This window comes from Burkholderia mycopellens, assembly GCF_964265025.1.
Taxonomy (GTDB): Bacteria; Pseudomonadota; Gammaproteobacteria; order Burkholderiales; family Burkholderiaceae; genus Burkholderia.
Window position 1 is genome coordinate 2640116 of record NZ_OZ183803.1, and the last position, 18090, is coordinate 2658205.

An 18090-nucleotide genomic window follows, 5' to 3' on the forward strand; every position below is an offset into this window, starting at 1 on the left:
ATGCGCCGGCGGAAAATTTTCGACATCGTGTCGCCATGCGGCTGCCGGGCGCCCTGCCCCGTGGATACGGCATGCGCAAATGAATGCCGGCCGGGTGTCAAATTTTGCCGGCCCGCGCGACTACCGGGGCGTGGCCCTGCGCCACCCTCCGTTTCCGCTCATGGGGTCCGACATGAAAACCAGAATCTGGATACTGATCGCGTCGCATGTCGCGACGGGGCTCGTGGCATTCGCCGCAGGCATCTACGTCCTTCCGATCCTGACGGCATCGGAAGGCGCAAGCGCCGTCGAACTGCAGGTGGCCGCCGAAAACGCACGTCATACCGGCCGTTTCGAACGCGACCTGCCGGGCAGTGACGCGCTGCACTGGGCCGCCGGCAAGCTGACCATCACCGACTCGTCGATCGCCTTCGAAGGCGACATCGCGCCGGGGCCCGATTACAAGATCTATCTCGTGCCGGAATTCGTCGATACCCGCGCGTCGTTCCTCGCGATCAAGGCGCGCGCCGCGCGCGTGGCCGACCTGAAGACATTCGGCAACTTCGTCGTGCCGCTTCCCGCCGATGTGAACCCCGCGCAGTACACGTCGGTCGTGATCTGGTGCGAGCGCTTTTCGAAGTTCATCAGCGCGGCCCGGTATCGGAACGCGACGACATCGGGCCTGGTGTCGATGTAACGAGTCCGGACCACCGCCGCACGAAGTCACGCTAGCGGCTCCTGCTCCGCGCGACCTTCTTCACCGCCTTCGCGCGCGGCGCTTCCTTCTCGGGCTGCGCGCCACCGCCGGCGAGATCCTCGAGCCACGCGAGCGCGTCGACATACGACAGGAACTGCTGCAGATAAGCCGGCGACAACTCGCGCATCGTCGCGAGCGACCGGTGCACGAGACTGTTCGAATTGAGCGGCCCCGCGTTGCGCGGCACCTGATCGAGCGACTGACGGTACTGCTGTTCCGTGCGGACTTTCGACCACAGCGAGCGGAAGTAGTCGACCAGTTCGGGATCGAGCCCGCGCCGGTCGGCCTGCGCATCGCGCGCGAGCCGCTTGACGAGTTCCGCCAGCGCGCCGCGCGCGGGTGCATCCGCCGCGCCGCTCGCGGCTGCCGGTTCACCGGCGCGCGCGCCAACCTCCGCGAAGCCTTCGAGCAACGTCGCCAGACGCGCGTCGAGCAACGCGCGTGCGTCGCCTTCGAGCGCGGCCGCACGCCGTTCGAGCGCGTCGATCCGGTGAAAGCGCACCGGATCGAGCCGGTCGGCGCCCTGCTCGCGCCATGCGTCGAGCATCGCTCGGACATGCGTCGCGTCGCCGGTCACTGCGCCTTCCCTCCGTTCGACGCGGACTTGCGCGGCACCGGCGCGATCTCCACGCGGCGGTTCTTCGCGCGGCCTTCGTCGTCCGCGTTCGAGCTGACCGGCTGCTCGGAGCCGAACGCGGCCGCGAACACCGACGACGCCGGTACGCCGGCGTCGATCAGCGCACGCGTGACCGTCAACGCGCGCTTGGCCGACAACTCCCAGTTGTCCGCGAACAGGCGGTTACCCGCATGCACCTGCTGGTCGTCGGCGAAGCCGCTGACCATCAGGATCTCGTCGCGCGTCTTCAGGTAAGCGCCCAGCGGCGCGGCCAGCGTCTTCAGCAGGTCGCGGCCCGCGGGCTGCAACTGGTCCGAGTTCAGCGCAAACAGCACATTGCCGCTGATGCCGATGCGGCCGTTCACGAACGTCACGCGGCCAGTCGCGAGGGGCCCGGCGAGCGCCTGCTCGAGCGACTTGCGCTGCTGCGCTTCGAGCTGCCGCGCGCGCACGGCTTCCTCGAGCTTCGACGTGAGCTGAAGCTGCATGCCGATCACGCCGACGAGGATCAGCACGAACGCACCGAGCAGCACCGACATCAGGTCGGCGAACGCGGGCCACACCGGCGCGGAGGACGCGCCGCCGTCGATTTCGTCGTGCATGCGTTACGCTCCGACGCTCGCCCGCCGGCCGGCGAGCTGCTGCAGGTCTTCGACGATCTGCTTCTGCGACATCATGCTCAGGTCGATCACCTCGCGCGCCTGCGCGACGTAATACTCGAGCTGCTCGTCGCTGCGCGCGAGCGATTTCTCGAGCGCGGCCTCGATGCGTTGCAGATGGGTCAGCAGCTTGTCGTTCGACTCGCCGAATACCTGCACGGCCATCCCGAACGCGTCGCCGAGGCTCGCGACTTCAACTGCGCCTGCCGTGACCTGTGCGGCCACCGAGTCGAGCTTGCGCGTCTCGGCATCGACGGTATCGTTGAAGCGCGCGCCGACGCGGTCGAGCAGGTCGGCCGACGTGCTGACGAGCGCGTCGATCGCGGTGCGCTGTTCGGTCGACGCGTGGTTGACCGCGCCGAGCAGCGTTTCGAGCGTCGCGAGCAGGCGGCTGCGCTCCTCGAGCATCGCGGTATCGTGCACCAGGCTGTCGGACAGGCGCTGGCGCAGCTCGGCGACGACGTCGGCCGCGGCCTTCGGCGCCTCCGATGCAGCCTGCACGAGGCGCGCGATCTCGTTGATCGTGTCGCTCGCATGCACCTGCGCCTGTGCGGTGATGTCGTTCGCGGTGCGGGCCAGCGTGTCGCAGATGTCCTGCTGGCGCGCCGCGGCCTGCGCGCTCGTTTGCGCCCATTCGTCGCGCAGCGCGGCCGCCATCGCGGCGAGCGAGTCGTTCCATGCGGCGAGGCGTGCTTCGTCGCGCGCGGCGAGTTGCGTCTGCAGGCCGGCATGCGAATCGCGAATCGTCGACAGCAGTTCGGCCGAGCGTTGTTCGAACGTCGACGCCTGCGTGGCGAGATCGCGCGCCGTTTGCGCGAGTGCATCGCAGATTTCCTGCTGGCGGTCCGCGCTGTGCACGCCCGCGCGCTGCCATTCGTCGCCGAGCTTCGCGGCCATCGCGGCAAGCGAGTCGTTCCATGCGGTGAGGCGTGCTTCGTCGCGCGCGGCGAGTTGCGTCTGCAGGCCCGTGTGCGAATCGCGGATCGTCGACAGCAATTCGTTCGAGCGTTGTTCGAACGTCGACGCCTGCGTAGTCAGATCGCGCGTCGTTTGTGCGAGCGCGTCGCAGATTTCCTGCTGACGGCCCGCGCTGTGCACGCCCGCGCGCTGCCATTCGTCGCCGAGCTTCGCGGCCATCGCGGCCAGCGAGTCGTTCCATGCCGACAGGCGTGCTTCGTCACGCGCCGCCAATTGCGTCTGCAGCCCCGTGTGCGAATCGCGGATCGTCGACAGCAGTTCGTTCGAGCGCCGTTCGAACGTCGACGCCTGCGTGGTCAGATCGTGCGTCGTTTGTGCGAGCGCGTCGCAGATTTCCTGCTGACGGCCGGCACTGTGTATGCCTGCGCGTTGCCATTCGTCGCCGAGCTTCGCGGCCATCGCGGCAAGCGAATCGTTCCATGCCGACAGGCGTTCTTCGTCACGCGCAGCCAGTTGCGTCTGCAGGCCCGTGTGCGAATCGCGAATCGTCGACAGCAGTTCGTTCGAGCGACGCTCGAACGTCGAAGCCTGCGCCGTTAGATCGCGCGTCGTTTGTGCGAGCGCATCGCAGATTTCCTGCTGACGGCCGGCACTGTGCACACCTGCGCGTTGCCATTCGTCGCCGAGCTTCGCGGCCATCGCGGCCAGCGAATCGTTCCACGCGGCAAGGCGCTGTTCGTCGCGCGCCGCCAGGTCGGTCTGCAGCCCCGCGTGCGACTCACGCATCGCGGCGAGCGTCGCGCCCGAATGGCGTTCGAACGTCGCGGCGGCCTCGCCCAGCGCGCGCGCATGCTGCGCGGCCAGCGTCTCGCCCACCTGCTCCTGGCGCGACAGCGCATCGCGCCATGCGTCCGACAGGCGGCTTTCCGTCGATTCGAGGCGCGTCGCCACGCCGTCGAGCAGGTCCGTCGAACGCTGCGCGAACGTGTCGGTGAACTGGCCGAGCGTCGTCCGCAGCTGCTGCGCGACGGCGTCGCCCGCGCGACGCTGTTCGTCGAGCGCGCGGTTCCAGACGGCCGTCACGTTGCCGGTGGTCTTCTCGAAGCCGTCCGTCAGCCCATCGAGCTGACGCTGCACGGCGCCCGTCACGGTATCGCGCAGCGCGGCCATCTCCTGCGCGAGCCCCGTCATCGTCGCGGCGACGACCGGCTGCAGCGCGGCACCGGCCACGCGCGCGCTTTCGGCGGCGCTTTCCTTCAGCGCATCGCCGACGTTCGACGCGAGGCCCGCATACGCACGCTCGGTCCGGTCGAAAAACGCCTGCTGGCTTTCGATCTGGCGATCGTGCAGCGCGACGCTGCGCGCCTCGAGCGTCGTCATCATCGTCTGCAACCGGTCGACCAGCGCCGGCATCACGTCGGCCTGGCGCTGCAGCAGCCGGAACGATTCGTCGCGCTGGTGCGCGGAAGAATGCACGCGCAACGTCGTCGCGATCTTCGCGTCGAGCTGCTGGGCCGCATCGATCCGCTCGCGGCGCACGAGCGCGGACAGCAGCCCGAGCATCGCCGACGTCGCGACGCCGGCGATCGACGTGCCGAACGCGAACCCGAGGCCCTTGACCGGCGCGATCAACGACGCGCGGATCGCGTCGAGATCGGTCGCGCTTTCGAGCGCGGCGCCGGTGCCCTTCAGCGTGACGACCATCCCGAGCAACGTGCCGAGCATGCCGAGCAGCACGAGCAGCCCGACGAGGTAAGGCGTGAGCGACGGGCCCGGCAGCGCGACGCGCGCGCCTTCGACCCGCGCGCGCACGGCGCCGCGCAGGCCCGGGTGCAGCGTGTCGAGCCACGCGTCGAGCTTCGCGGGCGGCTCGGTCAGGCCGGCGATCGCGCGCGACAGCGTGGCGGTGGCCTGCCGGTAGCGCAGCAGTTCCCATGCGCCGGCGACGTAGCACGCGGCGATCAGCAGCGTGACGGCCGACGCCAGCGGGTTCGACGCGACATAGCCGACGCCGATCCAGCCCACAGCGAGCAGACCGGCGACGAAGACAACGAGATCAAGGCGAATTCTGGACATAGCGTGTTGATTAGCTGGTGCGAAGGGCCGCGAGCAGCCCGTCTACCGTTTGAAACCGGACTTCGAGTTCGGCAAGCAGGATGCCTTGCATCTCGTCGCGAAACGTATCGAGCCATGCGCCGGGCACGATTGCCGCGACGGCCGCGCCCTCGGCCACCACCGCGCCGCCGTCGGCCGGGGGGGCCGTGGCTGCGGCCGCGGATTCGGCGTCGGCCAGCGCCTGCCGCTCCGCGTCGCGCAGCCGCCCGAAACGCGTGGCGAGCAGCGCGGGGATGGCCGACAGCAGGCTGCGCTCGCGCGCGCCGAGCACGCGCTCCATGATCGCGTCGAGCGTCGCGAGCCGCGCCATCCCGGCCGAGCGCGCGGCGACCGCGACCCGCAGGCGGCCGCGCAGCTGGCCGATCGCCGTTTCCATGTCCTGCTGCAGGGACAGATAACGCTGGCGGAAATCCGCGAAATCGGCCGTGTCGGCGGCCGGCGGCGGCGGATCGCCGGGCCGGCGCCGCGCTCGCGGCCGGTTGGCGGCCGTGATCGCCTGCGCGAGCTCGTGGCGCACGCGCGCGCAGTCGCGCTCCGCGTCGTAGCCGCGCACGCCGGCCGCGACGCCGGGCGGGCTCGCGTTCAGCGCGGACGACAGCGTGATCGCGTCGGTCCAGCCGAGCCACTGGCTCAGCCGGTCGGACAGCGTCTGCCGGGATTCCGCGACGTCGGCATCAGCCAGGCGCGCGAGCAGCCGGACGAGCGCCGGGCCGCTCAGCGCCGGGCGCGAAGGTGCTTGCACCATGCTGCAAACCGTCAAAAAAGGCAGCAGTTTACACGTCGGCGGGACGTCGGCCGCCAGAATCGGGGAAGCGGCGCCGTTCGGCGCGGCACGCGGCACACGCGAACGCCCGCCGCGCAAGGCTTGGCGGGCGGCCGGGGGGCTGCCGCGGCGACGGTCCTGCCACGCCCTTGCCCTTGCCCTTGCCCTTGCCCTTGCCCTTGCCCTTGCCCTAACCCTAACCCTAACCCTAACCCTAACCCTAACCCTAACCCTAACCCTAACCCTAACCCTCGCCCTCGTCCCTGCCCCGCCCACAGCCGTGTCGCCTGCCGGTTTCGAATATCGTCCGACGATACCTGCCGCGTTGCGCTACCATCGCAGCACCCGTCGAGCCACGCGTGCCGGCCGCGGGTTGCGCCGCCGAGACCGGGCGCCACCGACCCACGACGACAACAGACGGGCCCGGCCCGACCGCACACGATGCTTGCCAATCTCGTCACGCGCCTGCGCGACCGTTTCGGCAAACCGCCGACCCCGCAGGCCTTCGCCGAACGCCTGATCGCCACGCTGCGCGCATCGGGCGACACGCGCACCTGGCGCCACGAGGACGAGAAGGGCTGTCTCATCCAATCGGATGCCCCGTCGAACATCATCAACCTGCACAACCTGTTCCGCGACTACGCGGCCGCGAAGCCGTCCGAGCGGGACACCGTGCTGAAGCGGCAGGCGAGCGCGATGATGCAGCACGAAATCCCCAAGGATTTCGCCGTGGCGCGCGCGAAGCTGCGCCCCGTGATCCGCAGCGCGACCGAGCGCTGCGTGGCCGAGCTGCAACTGGCCGGGCAGCCCGGCATCACGGCGCTGGCGTTCCGGCCGCTGTGCGAGAACATCGAGATCGGCATCGCGTACGACGGCGAGTTCAACATCGCGCGCCTGCCGACCGCGACGCTCGATCAATGGGGCGTCTCGTTCGACGAAGCCTGCGACATCGCGATCGACAACCTGCGGGCCGAATCGACGAAGCCGTGGGCGGCGCTACCGAACGGGGTCTTCCTGTCGCAATTCGACGATTCCTACGACGCGGCGCGGCTGCTGCTCACCGACCTGCTCCACCGTCAGCCGATCGCCGGCGCGCCGGTCGTGATGGCGCCGAACCGCGCGGTGCTGCTGCTCACCGGCGATCGCAATCCGGCCGGGCTCGCGGCGATGGTCGATCTCGCCGAACAGGCGCAGGCGCAGCCGCGCCCGCTGCCGCCGCTGATGCTGCGCTGGGACGGCACCGCCTGGCGGCGCTTCGTGCCGGAGGGGCTCGAAGCGAAGCTGCACGCGCTGCGCATCGGCGAGCGCGCGGGCGACTACCAGGATCAGCGGATGCTGCTCAACGACGCGCATGAACGCGACGGCACCGACATCTTCGTGGCGACCTACTCGGTGTACAAGCGCCAGGACGGCAGCCTGTTCAGCGTCGGCGTGTGGAGCGACGGTGTGCATACGCTGCTGCCCGAGACGGATATCGTCGCGCTCCATCGCGCGTCGACGGGGCAGTCCGCCTACGTGCCGATGGCCGAGCTGCTGCACACGTGCGGCGATCTGATGACGGCCACCAGGCATCAGCCGGTGCGGTATGAAGTGAAAGTGTTTCCGGACGACACGCGGTTCGCGGCGCTGCTGGCGCGGTTCAGCGAAGCCTGATGCCGATGCGCGTTCGCGCGGTGCGCGCCGGCGGCCAGCCAAGGGAATGACCGGCCGCCGTGCGATGCAGATCGGGAATGGAAGCGGTCAGATGCCCGCTTTCGGTGCATTGAGGATCAGTCGCAGCCCGAGCAGCGTGATCGCGCCGGCGGCAACGCGGTCGACCCACTTCTTCGCGCGCAGGTAGAGTTCGCGCGGCCGGCGGGTGGAAAAGCACAGCGCGACGATCGTGTACCAGCCGAACTCGACGCCGAACACGAGCGGCGGCAGCGCCAGATAGCACCACAGCGGCGGATGCTGCGGGAGCAGCGCCGCGAAGATGCTGCCGTACCAGATCGCCGTCTTCGGGTTGCTGAGCTGGGTCGTGAGGCCCGTCCAGAACGACTTGCGCGCGCTGCCGCCGGCGATCGCCTGCGGATCGTCCATCGCGATCGGCCGATCGGCGCCGCGCCAGATCTTCGACGCCATGTAGATCAGGTACGCGCCGCCCGCCAGCTTGAGGCCCACGTACAACCATTCGACGGCCTGCAGCAGCGTATAGAGCCCGGCCAGCGCGACCCCGCCGAACACAATGCCGCCGATGCCCATGCCGAGCGCGGTGGCCAGCCCGTCGCGGCGCGACAACCCGATCGAATTGCGCGCAACCAGGACGAAGCTCGGGCCCGGAATCATCGCGCCGAGAAACAGCGCAGCCAGGATGGCGAGTACGGCAGCCGATGCAGTCATCGAAGTCTCCTTGGTGAGCGACGCCGATTCGCCGGCGCCCGCGGGTCGTTTCCAACGGCCGAAGCGCCGATTCTGGCACGCTTCGCGCATGGCCGAAAGCCGCCTCGCGCTGCTATGCTGATCCTGTTTCCCGTCATTCGCGCTCCCCATGATCGAGATCCGCGCCGCCCGCTATCCCGACGACGCCCGCGTCGTCGACGCGATCTTCCGCGAGTACATCGCCAGCCCGAGCGTCAGCCTCGACTTCCAGGACTACGCGCCCGAGATCGCCGCGCTGCCCGGCAAGTACGCGGCGCCGCGCGGGCTGCTGCTGCTCGCATGGCAAGGCGAGCGAGCGGTGGGCTGCGCGGCGTTTCGCGAGATCGACGACACGACGTGCGAGATGAAGCGTGTCTACGTGCGCCCGGAAGCGCGCGGGCTGAACATCGGCCGCCGGCTCGTCGAACGGCTGCTGCGCGATGCGAAGGCGGCCGGCTATGCGCGCATGTGCCTCGACGTGCTACCCGAGTTCGTCGCGGCCCGGAAACTGTATGCGTCGCTCGGCTTCACGCCCGCGCCGCCCGTCGCGTTCAATCCGGTGCCGGGCACGGAGTTTCTCGGGCGGGACCTGTAGCCGCCACGCTATCGGCAGCGCTTACCTCCTTTCGACCGGACACCCCGTCATGCGCATTTCCCGCCTGCCCTTCGTGCTCCTCCCGCTGCTCGCCGCGCTGTCGCTCGACGCCCGCGCCGGCGACCTGCCCCAGTCGATCGCCGCGCAGTTGCCGCCCGGCTACCAGCCGCTGCTCGCGCATGCCGGGCCGGATCTCGACAACGGGCGGCACAGCTTCCTCGTCGTCGTGCATCGAGCGGTCGATACGCGCGAGCAGCCGTCGCCGCGGCCGCTGCTGATCTTCGAGGAGCAACCGGATCACGCATTCCGGCTCGTCGCGCGCAACGACCAGGTCGTGCTGCGCGCGGACGAAGGCGGCCAGTGCGACCCGTTCGATCCCGAAGAGGCCGCCGACAGCGGCTTTGCCGTAAAAGGCCGCTATTTCACCGTGCAGAACTTCGTCGCGTGCGGGCAGCACTGGAGCGACTACGTGACGTTCCGCTACGACCCGCATACGCACGGGTGGCTATTTTCGAACCAGGTCGTCACCGAATCGTTTCCGCTCGACGACCAGCCCGATCACGTCACCGTCACGCGCGCCGACGCGCACCGGCCGGTGTCGTTCAGTCAGTGGCAACGCAAGGACTGACGCGGCCGGCGCGAACACGGCCAGACCCGGTCAAGCCTCGCTTCTCCCGCCCCGCCCGCACTCGCGAGCGCACGCCAACAGGGCTACCATAAGCGCTCGCCGTCGCACGACCGTGCGCCGGCCTCGCACGCGGCTCGCCCGCACGCACTCCCTCGCTGCACCTGCACTGGAGGACGTCATGACGCAACACTTCGACGCGATCGTCATCGGCACCGGGCAGGCCGGGCCGCCACTCGCCGCGCGACTGTCCGCCGCCGGCATGAAAGTCGCGATCATCGAGCGCGGCCGCTTCGGCGGCACCTGCGTGAACACCGGCTGCATCCCGACCAAGACGCTGATCGCGAGCGCGTATGCCGCGCATCTCGCGCGGCGCGCAGGCGAATACGGCGTGTCGGTCGGCGGCCCCGTCACCGTCGACATGAAAGCCGTGAAAACGCGCAAGGACCAGATCTCCGGCCGCTCCAATCACGGCGTCGAGCAATGGGTGCGCGGCCTCGCGAACACGACCGTGTTTCAGGGTCACGCCCGATTCGAGCGCGCCGATGCGGTGCGCGTGGGCGACGACGTGCTCGAAGCGCAGCGGATCTTCATCAACGTCGGCGGGCGCGCGCAGATCCCGGCCATGCCGGGCCTCGACACGGTGCCGTACCTGACCAACTCGACGATGATGGACGTCGACTTCCTGCCCGACCATCTCGTGATCGTCGGCGGCAGCTATGTCGGGCTCGAATTCGGCCAGATGTATCGCCGCTTCGGGTCGAAAGTCACGGTCGTCGAGAAGGGCCCGCGCCTGATCCGCCGCGAGGACGAGGACGTGTCGCAGGCCGTGCGCGAGATTCTCGCCAACGAAGGGATCGACGTGCAGCTCGATGCGACCTGCCTGAGCGCACGGCGCGACGGCAACGGCATCGCGGTCGGCCTCGACTGCGCGGGCGGCGGCCGCGAGGTCGCGGGCTCGCACCTGCTGCTTGCGGTCGGACGCGTGCCGAACACCGACGATCTCGCGCTCGACCGGGCGGGCGTCGCGACCGACGCGCGCGGCTATATCGAGGTCGACGAGCAGTTGCGCACGAACGTGCCCGGCATCTGGGCGCTCGGCGACTGCAACGGCCGCGGCGCGTTCACGCACACCGCGTACAACGACTACGAGATCGTCGCGGCCAACCTGCTCGACGGCGATCCGCGCAAGGTGTCCGACCGCATCGCGGCGTACGCGATGTATATCGATCCGCCGCTCGGCCGCGTCGGCATGACGCTCGCGGAAGCGAAGCAGACGGGCCGCAGGCTGCTCGTCGGCACGCGCCCGATGACACGCGTCGGCCGGGCCGTGGAAAAAGGCGAGAGCCAGGGTTTCATGAAGGTGATCGTCGACGCGGACAGCCACGCGATCCTCGGCGCGTCGATCCTCGGCGTGACGGGCGACGAGGTCGTGCACGGGATGCTCGACGTGATGGCCGCCGGCGCGCCGTACACGACGATCAGCCGCGCGATGCACATCCACCCGACCGTGTCGGAGCTCGTGCCGACGCTGCTGCAGGATCTGCATCCGGTCGAGTGACGCGCGGCCTGACGGACGGCCGCCGTTTGAAAACGACGGCACGCCCGCCGCCCGCTCAGCTTTCGAAATACCGCGGCCGGTCGATATCGGCCAGCAGCCCCGGCTGCGTCGGCGCCCAGTCGAGCAATGCACGCGTGCGCTCGCTCGTTGCCGGCGCATCCAGTCCCGCGAACATCGCGAACCAGCCGAAGTGTTCGCCGGCTTCAGCCGCCGTTTTCGCGACGACCGGCACGTTCAGCCGCCGGCCGATCACTTCCGCGATGTCCCGGAACCGCACGCCGGTATCGTCGACCGCGTGATAGCGCGCGCCGGCCGCGCCGCGTTCGATCGCGAGCCGATAGACGCGCGCCGCGTCGAGCCGGTGCACGCCCGGCCAGCGGTTGCCGCCGTCGCCGAGATAGGCCGATACCCCCTTCTCCCTCGCGAACGCAATCAGGCGCGGCACGAAACCGTGATCGCCGTCGCCGTGCACGGACGGCGGCAGGCGCACGACCGACGCGTGCACGCCGCGCGCCTCGAGCGCGACCGCGGTCGCCTCGGACGCACGCGGATAACTCGCCGATACCGGCACGTGCGGATCGTCCTCCGTCGCCGCGCGGCCGGGCGCGACGAGCGCAAGGCCCGACGTGACGACCAGCGGCCGCGCCGAACCCGCGAGCACCGCGCCGATCGTCTCGATTGCATGACGGTCGAGCTCGCAGTTCTGCGCGAAGCGCGAGAAGTCGTGATTGAATCCCGTGTGGATCACCGCATCGGCGGCCTCGGCGCCCCGGGTCAGGCTGTCGAGATCCTCCAGCGACCCGCGATGGACGTCGGCGCCGGCGGCGGCCACCGCCGCCGCGGCCGCATCGGACCGCGCAAGCCCGAGCACCGAGTGCCCGGCGGCCACGAGTTCGGCGACGACGGCTGAGCCGACGAATCCCGACGCTCCCGTAACAAAGACACGCATGTTCAGCACCTCCGGATGAAATGGAGGCTTACTATCTGCCGATGGCCGCTCGCGGTGAAGCCGTGACGGTTTACCGGTAAACGAACTAACAGGATGTGATGGCTGACGCCCCCGACAACCTGCTCGGCGCGTACCTGCGGGACCGCCGCGAGAAACTCGACCCGGCGGCGCTCGGGCTGCCGGCCACGCGCCGCCGCACGCCGGGCCTGCGGCGCGAGGAAGTCGCGCAGCGCGCGCACGTGAGCACCGCGTGGTACACGTGGCTCGAACAGGGGCGCGGCGGTGCGCCGTCGGCCGACGTGCTCGACCGGCTCGCCCGCGCGCTGCTGCTGAACGACGCCGAACGCGAACACCTGTTCCTGATCGGCGTCGGTCATCCGCCCGAGGTGCGCTATCACGCGCCGGCCAACGTGACGCCGCGCCTGCAGCACGTGCTCGATTCGCTCGATGCGAGCCCCGCGATCGTGCGCACGGCGACCTGGGACGTCGTTGCGTGGAACGCCGCGGCGGCCGCGACGCTGACCGACTATGCGACGCTGCCGCCGCCTGCGCGCAACATCCTGCGGCTGATCTTCATCGACGACGGCGTGCGCGACGCGCAGCCGAACTGGGAACGCGTCGCGCGCTTCGCGGTGGGCGCGTTTCGCGCGGATATCGCGCGCGGCGGCGCAACGCGGGCCGTGCAGGCATTCATCGACGAGATGCGCGCGACGAGCGCCGAATTCGACACGATGTGGCGCGACCACGCTATCCGCACGCACGACGAAGGCACGAAGGAAATCCGCCATCCGCAGGCCGGCCGGATCGCGCTCGAATATTCGGCGTTCTCGGTCACGGGCCGCCCCGACCTGAGTCTCGTGATCTTCACGCCTGCGACGCCGGCTGATCGTGAGCGCATCCGGGCGCTCGTCGCGGCCCGCGAGCAGGCGCGTGAACTGCGGGCACCGGCCGCCTGAAAACCGCGGAGGGGGGCGAACTTCGAATTCGCGGGGCCGCCGCTGCATGGCCCGTAAACGCTCGGCGTGGGTTCGGCGATCGGCGTGCGCCTGATCCAGGACAGGACGTACGAGCGGATCTCGACGAAGTATTTCTCGTTCGATATCCGCAACTGACGGACACGAACGGACAACGCCAAGAGGCGTCACGCATGAATGCGCGACGCCTCTTCTTCGTTGACCGAATAAAATCGACTATGCCGCTCGCTGCAACAGGTCGGTTGCGAACGACCTCGCGTGCTCGACGGCCTCTTGCGCGTCGCCGAATACACCGAGCTCATCCCAGTGTTCTTCAGCCGCATACGTTCCCTTCACGGTGAGCGCCCGCTGAACGCTCAACTGCGCCGCGTACCTGCCGTCCTCCAGCGGTCGGGCCGTGGCAACCACCTTGTGCGGGGGGCTCGCTCGCTCCGGCTGAATCAGCTCGACGGCGCCGCCGACCATGTCGACATGCATCAACTCGTTCCTGGTGTTGCAGTCCGGGCAGTAGAAGCACCACCCCGCGTCCTCTTGACGGGGCCTGACCTGCCCGCGAGCCAGCACGGCACGGCATTCAACGTTTTCGCAGATGAACGGCATGGCAGTCTCCGAAGTTATTTGTCGGAAATCCTAGCATGTCCGTCGGCGGCCAACCATCGGCATCGGCATGATTGCGTTGCGGGGGATCAGGGTCGCGCGCAACAGCCCGTCACACGCCGCGCACACCGGTCATCCAGGCGCTCGCAAGCTTCTTGTTACCCGGGATAAACTGTCTGCCCGACCCACGAACCGAGTCGTCCCCATGTTGATCCGCGTTGCAACGCCGTCCGATGCCATCCCGCTTGCCGAATTGAAGAGCGACACGTTTCGCGAAACCTTCCTGCATGACGGATTCGGCATCGACTACCCGCCACACGATCTGGCCGCTTACGAGGCCCAAGCCTATTCGGTGGAAACGATCACGGGCCAGCTCAACGATCCCCAGTGCCGCACGTGGGTCGCCGAAAACGACGACGGCCAGCTGGTGGGGTATGCGCACGCGGGGCCGTGCAAGCTTCCTCACCCGGAAGTGACGGACGGTTCGGGGGAAATCCATCAGATCTACCTTCGGCGAGGGACGCAAGGGACCGGCGCCGGGCGCGCCTTGTTCGACTTCGCACTGGACTATCTGGCAACGGAGCGCCCCGGACCGGTATGGCTTGGCGTGTGGTCCGGCAACGCGAAGGCCATCGCCTTCTACGAGAAGGCCGGGTTCGAGCGTGTCGGCACGTACGAATTCAAGGTCGGTGAAGCAACCGATCTGGAGTTCATCTACCGTCGCTGATGCCACGGATCGAGCGCCGGTGCGATCGGCGCGCCGGCGAGCACGGGCACGGCCGCGCACGCCGCGACCATCATTTGCGGGAGTGATGACACGCCCCTTTTTCTGCGGATTTGACCGGGGCCGGCGGGGCCGACAACACTAGCCCGCAGTGCTGCAAAAGACGGCACGCGCCCGCCCCCTTCAGAGTCCGCCATGGTCCCGACCGACATCGTGCAATCCCCGAGCGCCGCCCGGCCGCTCGCCGACCGGCAACTGCGCCGGATCGTCATCGCGTCCGTCGCCGGCAACGCGATGGAATGGTATGACTTTTTCGTGTACGGCACGGCCGCCGCGCTCGTGTTCGGCCATGTGTTCTTTCCGCCCGGCGCATCGCCGCTGGCTGGCAGCCTCGCCGCGTTTGCGGCCTTCGCGCTCGGCTTCGTCGCGCGGCCGCTCGGCGGGATCGTGTTCGGCCACGTCGGCGATCGCTACGGGCGCAAGGCGTCGCTCGTGTGGACGCTGCTGATCATGGGGGCTTCGACCTTCGCGATCGGCCTGCTGCCGACCTATGCGCAGGCCGGCGTGTGGGCGCCGGCCGCGCTCGTCGTGCTGCGCCTGCTGCAAGGCATCGCGTCCGGCGGCGAATGGGGCGGCGGCGTGCTGATGATCAGCGAGAATGCGCCGCCGGAACAACGCGGCTACTACGCCGCGTGGAGCCAGCTCGGCGTGGGCGGCGGTTTCGTGCTGTCGTCGGCCGCGTTTCTCGCCGCGCAGGCGCTGCCGGACGACGCGTTCCGCACGTGGGGCTGGCGGCTACCGTTCCTCGCGAGCATCGTCATCTTCGCGATCGGCATCTATATTCGCCGCCATCTGCCGGAAAGCCGCGACTTCGAGCGGGCCGGCAAGCGCGGCGCGCACGCGCACCTGCCGATCGTCGAATGCATCCGCCGCCACCCGAAGGAAATCCTCCTCGCGATGGGGCTGCGCGTGGCCGAGAACGGTAGCGCCTACATCTTCCTCGCGTTCTCGCTCGTCTACGGCAAGTACGTCGGCATCCCGAACGGCACGATGCTGACCGGCGTGATGATCGCGATGATCGTCGAGATGGGCGCGATGCTCGCGTGGGGCCGGCTGTCCGACCGGATCGGCCGCAAGCCCGTGTACCTGATCGGCGCGCTGAGCCTCGTCGCGTGTGCGTTCCCGTTCTTCTGGCTGCTCGACACGCGCGCGACGCCGCTCGTGTGGCTCGCGCTCACGGTCGGCACGGCGGTGAGCCACGGCGCGATGATCGGCACGCTGCCCGCGCTCGTCGGCGAACTGTTCAGCACCGAGGTGCGTTACTCCGGCGTCGCGCTCGGGCATGAAGTCGCGTCGATCTTCGCGGGCGGGATGTCGCCGCTGATCGCGACCGCGCTGCTCGCGCGCTATCAGGCGTCGTGGCCCGTGTCGCTGTTCCTCGTTGCGTTCGGCCTCGTGACCGTCGCGACGCTGTGCGTGATGCGCGAGACACGTGCCGCACCGGCCGCCGGCGCGCGCGGCGAGACGGCATGAGCAAGGGGCCCGCGCCCTGGCCGGCTAGTGAACGGCTCACCGGTTCACGATGCCGCGTGCGCGCTTGCGTGGCGCCGCACATCCACGCGGCCGCGACGTCCGGGCTATGCGTCCCGGTTGCGCCGCCCGCCGTCGAACACCGGCGCCAGTCCCAGGTGATCGAGCAACCGCGCGAATTCGCCGAGCCGCTGCCGCATGTACGCAGGCACGTCCACGTCGGCATAGTCGTGGAAGCCGGCCCCCGTGCGCACACCATCGCGCCCGGCTTCCATGTTGCGCACGACGCTCGCGGCCGGCGCGAAGCGCGGGCCGATCTCGCCGGCCAGATATTTCGACGCGTAATACAGGATGTCGCAGCCGCCCCAGTCGATGAATTCGAGCAGCCCGAGCACCGCAAAGCGCGGGCCGAAGCCCGTGCGGATGGCCGTGTCGATATCCTCGGCGCTGGCCACCCCTTCCTCGACCATTCGCGCGGCCTCGTTCATCGCGAGCGCCTGGATGCGCGGCACGATGTAGCCCGGTGCAGGCCCGCAGATCACCGGCTTCTTGCCGACGCGTTCGAGCAGCGCGGCGAGCGCATCGACCACCGACGGGTCGGTTGCGTCGCTGCGGCTGATCTCGACGAGCGGCATCAGCAGCGCGGGATTCAGCCAGTGCGCATTCAGCATCCGCTCCGGGTGCGCGACATGGCGCTGCAATTCGGTGACGACGAACGTCGACGTGGTCGACGCGATCGTTGCACGCGCATCGACATGCTCGCCGAGCCAGCGCAACGCATCGGCCTTCGCATCGAGCACTTCGGGAAGTGCCTCGAACACGACGTCCGCATCGCGCACGGCTTGCGCAGCGCCATCCCGAGCAACGATCGCGATGCGCGCGACGACCGCATCGGCCTGCGCGGCATCGATGCGGCCGAGCGCGACTTGCGCGTGCAGCGGCCTTGCGATCTCATCGCGCGTGCGATTGTCGAAGGCTCGCCAGCCAGCCGCATCGCGCCGCTTGAAGTCGATCAGCGTCACGTCGAGGCCCGCGAACGCGAACACGAGCGCGATCCCCTGCCCCATGCGCCCCGCGCCGAGCACGTGCACGCGCGTCACCTCGGCGGCCGCGCTCATGCTGCCGCTCCCGCGACGCCGGCGTCGAGCAGCGCACGCATCGCGTCCTTCGACAGCGCCGCGATCCCGAGCCGCTCCAGCGTGCGCCCTTCCGCATACAGGTCACGCACCGCGACCGCGCTCGCGATGCTCAACAGCCCCTGCGCGACCGGCGTCGGCACGCCGGCCCAGCGCCCGCACGACACGATGAACGACAGCCCGAGCCGGGTGTCTTCGAGCATGTAGCGATGGGTGCGCAAATCGATCTTCTCGCGCCAGTCGCCGCTATCGGTCAGCTTGCCGTGCGCGCCGCGCCCGTACATCCATTCGTCGCCTTCGGTCGCATAGTGATCCGCGAGCGGGAAATGCGGCGCGTGGTAACCGAGCGCTTCGCGCACCGCGATGCGTTCGGCATCCAGCGCGTTCGTCACGCGACGGATCGATGGCTGCGTGCCTTCGTTGTGGATGTCCCACGCGTCGAAGTGTTCGAGCGGCCCGGCGTTCATCAGGATCAGCGGCGGATGGATCACGGGCCCCGCGTTCATCAGCGCACCGGACAACGCGTCCTCGACCGGCTCGACCGACGGATAACCCGCACGCAGCACGCCGAACGCCCAGCCTGCCGCATTCGCCGGAAAGACACCGGTCGGCAAACGCGTCGCGTAGGCGCTGATCACGACGTCGTTGTCGCCATGCTTGCGCACCAGGTACGGCAGCGTACCCGTCTCGGCGAACGCGACGCGCGAACGGTTGCCGGCGTCGGCCGCCGCCCGTGCGAACACGACGCTGCCGAACGTGCCGGGCGGCAGGAACACGACCTGGCCGTCCTCCAGAAAAGGCGCGACTTGCGCGGCGAGTGCGTCGTGCGACGTGGAAGGCAGCGGCACCACGACAAGCTGCGCACCGCGCACTGCCGCTGCGAGATCGTCGGTCAGGCGGATCGCCCCCGGTGCATCGCCGAGCGGCACCGCGCGCTTGCCGCGATAGTCGGTCACGTTCAGCACACCAAGCTCACGCAGCCGCGCATGCGGCTCGCGGTCGCGCCGCCACCACGTCACGTCGTGGCCCTTCTCGAGCAGGTCGATCGCCGCCGCATGGCAGCCGTGGCCGCCGCCCAGTACACATGCCTTCATCGTTTTCTCCCGGTGATTGAGTGTCTCCGAGACTACGCGGCCGCCCCCGCCGCGTCGCTTCAAAACGCGCAACGGCGCGCCCGTTCGCGCAACGCAATCGC

General features: G+C 69.3%; 17 protein-coding genes. 8 read left to right on the forward strand and 9 right to left on the reverse strand.

Annotated elements, in window-relative coordinates:
• The first annotated feature begins 172 nt into the window (after positions 1-172).
• On the forward strand, positions 173-676 hold the full coding sequence (locus tag ACPTTC_RS30000; RefSeq protein WP_423395083.1) for a DM13 domain-containing protein: 504 nt from the start codon (positions 173-175) through the stop codon (positions 674-676).
• Between the two features lie 31 nt (positions 677-707).
• Here the strand turns inward: ACPTTC_RS30000 and ACPTTC_RS30005 are convergent, their stop codons facing one another.
• The 4 genes from ACPTTC_RS30005 to ACPTTC_RS30020 are packed head-to-tail and all read right to left on the reverse strand — an operon-like array spanning position 708 to position 5789.
• Positions 708-1313: a DUF2894 domain-containing protein gene (locus ACPTTC_RS30005; RefSeq protein WP_423395084.1), complete on the reverse strand. Its 606-nt coding sequence runs from the start codon at positions 1311-1313 to the stop codon at positions 708-710.
• Positions 1310-1954: an OmpA family protein gene (locus ACPTTC_RS30010; protein ID WP_423395085.1), complete on the reverse strand. Its 645-nt coding sequence runs from the start codon at positions 1952-1954 to the stop codon at positions 1310-1312. Before ACPTTC_RS30010 ends, ACPTTC_RS30005 begins: the two co-directional genes overlap by 4 nt.
• A 3-nt stretch (positions 1955-1957) precedes the next feature.
• A complete protein-coding gene (locus ACPTTC_RS30015) occupies positions 1958-5005 on the reverse strand; it encodes a DUF802 domain-containing protein (protein ID WP_423395086.1) in 3048 nt (1015 codons plus the stop codon).
• A 10-nt stretch (positions 5006-5015) separates the two neighbouring features.
• The gene (locus ACPTTC_RS30020) at positions 5016-5789 is read right to left on the reverse strand and encodes a DUF3348 domain-containing protein (RefSeq protein WP_423395087.1); all 774 of its coding nucleotides are present in this window, start codon (positions 5787-5789) and stop codon (positions 5016-5018) included.
• A gap of 459 nt (positions 5790-6248) precedes the next feature.
• Between ACPTTC_RS30020 and ACPTTC_RS30025 the strand changes: the two genes are divergently transcribed.
• Positions 6249-7460, forward strand: coding sequence for a hypothetical protein (locus tag ACPTTC_RS30025; protein WP_423395088.1), 1212 nt, complete (start codon positions 6249-6251; stop codon positions 7458-7460).
• Between the two features lie 87 nt (positions 7461-7547).
• On the opposite strand, the gene ACPTTC_RS30030 is transcribed toward ACPTTC_RS30025, so the two are convergent.
• A complete protein-coding gene (locus ACPTTC_RS30030) occupies positions 7548-8186 on the reverse strand; it encodes a LysE family translocator (protein ID WP_175965727.1) in 639 nt (212 codons plus the stop codon).
• A gap of 148 nt (positions 8187-8334) precedes the next feature.
• Between ACPTTC_RS30030 and ACPTTC_RS30035 the strand changes: the two genes are divergently transcribed.
• The 3 genes from ACPTTC_RS30035 to ACPTTC_RS30045 all read left to right on the forward strand — a co-directional run bounded on the left by ACPTTC_RS30035 (position 8335) and on the right by ACPTTC_RS30045 (position 10985).
• On the forward strand, positions 8335-8799 hold the full coding sequence (locus ACPTTC_RS30035) for a GNAT family N-acetyltransferase (protein WP_423395089.1): 465 nt from the start codon (positions 8335-8337) through the stop codon (positions 8797-8799).
• A gap of 49 nt (positions 8800-8848) precedes the next feature.
• On the forward strand, positions 8849-9427 hold the full coding sequence (locus ACPTTC_RS30040; RefSeq protein ID WP_423395090.1) for a hypothetical protein: 579 nt from the start codon (positions 8849-8851) through the stop codon (positions 9425-9427).
• Between the two features lie 178 nt (positions 9428-9605).
• The gene (locus ACPTTC_RS30045; RefSeq protein ID WP_423395091.1) at positions 9606-10985 is read left to right on the forward strand and encodes an FAD-containing oxidoreductase; all 1380 of its coding nucleotides are present in this window, start codon (positions 9606-9608) and stop codon (positions 10983-10985) included.
• A 55-nt stretch (positions 10986-11040) separates the two neighbouring features.
• Here the strand turns inward: ACPTTC_RS30045 and ACPTTC_RS30050 are convergent, their stop codons facing one another.
• Complete coding sequence (locus tag ACPTTC_RS30050; RefSeq protein WP_423395092.1) at positions 11041-11934, reverse strand: SDR family oxidoreductase; 894 nt, start codon at positions 11932-11934, stop codon at positions 11041-11043.
• Between the two features lie 98 nt (positions 11935-12032).
• Between ACPTTC_RS30050 and ACPTTC_RS30055 the strand changes: the two genes are divergently transcribed.
• Positions 12033-12890 (forward strand): helix-turn-helix transcriptional regulator, encoded by an 858-nt coding sequence (locus ACPTTC_RS30055; protein ID WP_423395093.1) that lies wholly within the window; start codon positions 12033-12035, stop codon positions 12888-12890.
• Positions 12891-13124: 234 nt separating this feature from the next.
• Here the strand turns inward: ACPTTC_RS30055 and ACPTTC_RS30060 are convergent, their stop codons facing one another.
• Positions 13125-13508, reverse strand: coding sequence for a hypothetical protein (locus tag ACPTTC_RS30060; RefSeq protein ID WP_423395094.1), 384 nt, complete (start codon positions 13506-13508; stop codon positions 13125-13127).
• A gap of 202 nt (positions 13509-13710) precedes the next feature.
• Here ACPTTC_RS30060 and ACPTTC_RS30065 point away from each other — a divergent pair, with 202 nt between their 5' ends.
• Positions 13711-14232 carry a GNAT family N-acetyltransferase gene (locus ACPTTC_RS30065; RefSeq protein ID WP_423395095.1) on the forward strand — a complete coding sequence of 174 codons (522 nt, stop codon included), beginning with the start codon at positions 13711-13713 and terminating at the stop codon, positions 14230-14232.
• 192 nt (positions 14233-14424) lie between these two features.
• The gene (locus ACPTTC_RS30070) at positions 14425-15762 is read left to right on the forward strand and encodes an MFS transporter (RefSeq protein ID WP_423395096.1); all 1338 of its coding nucleotides are present in this window, start codon (positions 14425-14427) and stop codon (positions 15760-15762) included.
• A 104-nt stretch (positions 15763-15866) separates the two neighbouring features.
• Here the strand turns inward: ACPTTC_RS30070 and ACPTTC_RS30075 are convergent, their stop codons facing one another.
• Positions 15867-16877, reverse strand: coding sequence for a 3-hydroxybutyryl-CoA dehydrogenase (locus tag ACPTTC_RS30075; protein WP_423395097.1), 1011 nt, complete (start codon positions 16875-16877; stop codon positions 15867-15869).
• A complete protein-coding gene (locus ACPTTC_RS30080) occupies positions 16874-17989 on the reverse strand; it encodes an NAD/NADP octopine/nopaline dehydrogenase family protein (protein WP_423395098.1) in 1116 nt (371 codons plus the stop codon). Before ACPTTC_RS30080 ends, ACPTTC_RS30075 begins: the two co-directional genes overlap by 4 nt.
• Positions 17990-18090: the final 101 nt, after the last annotated feature.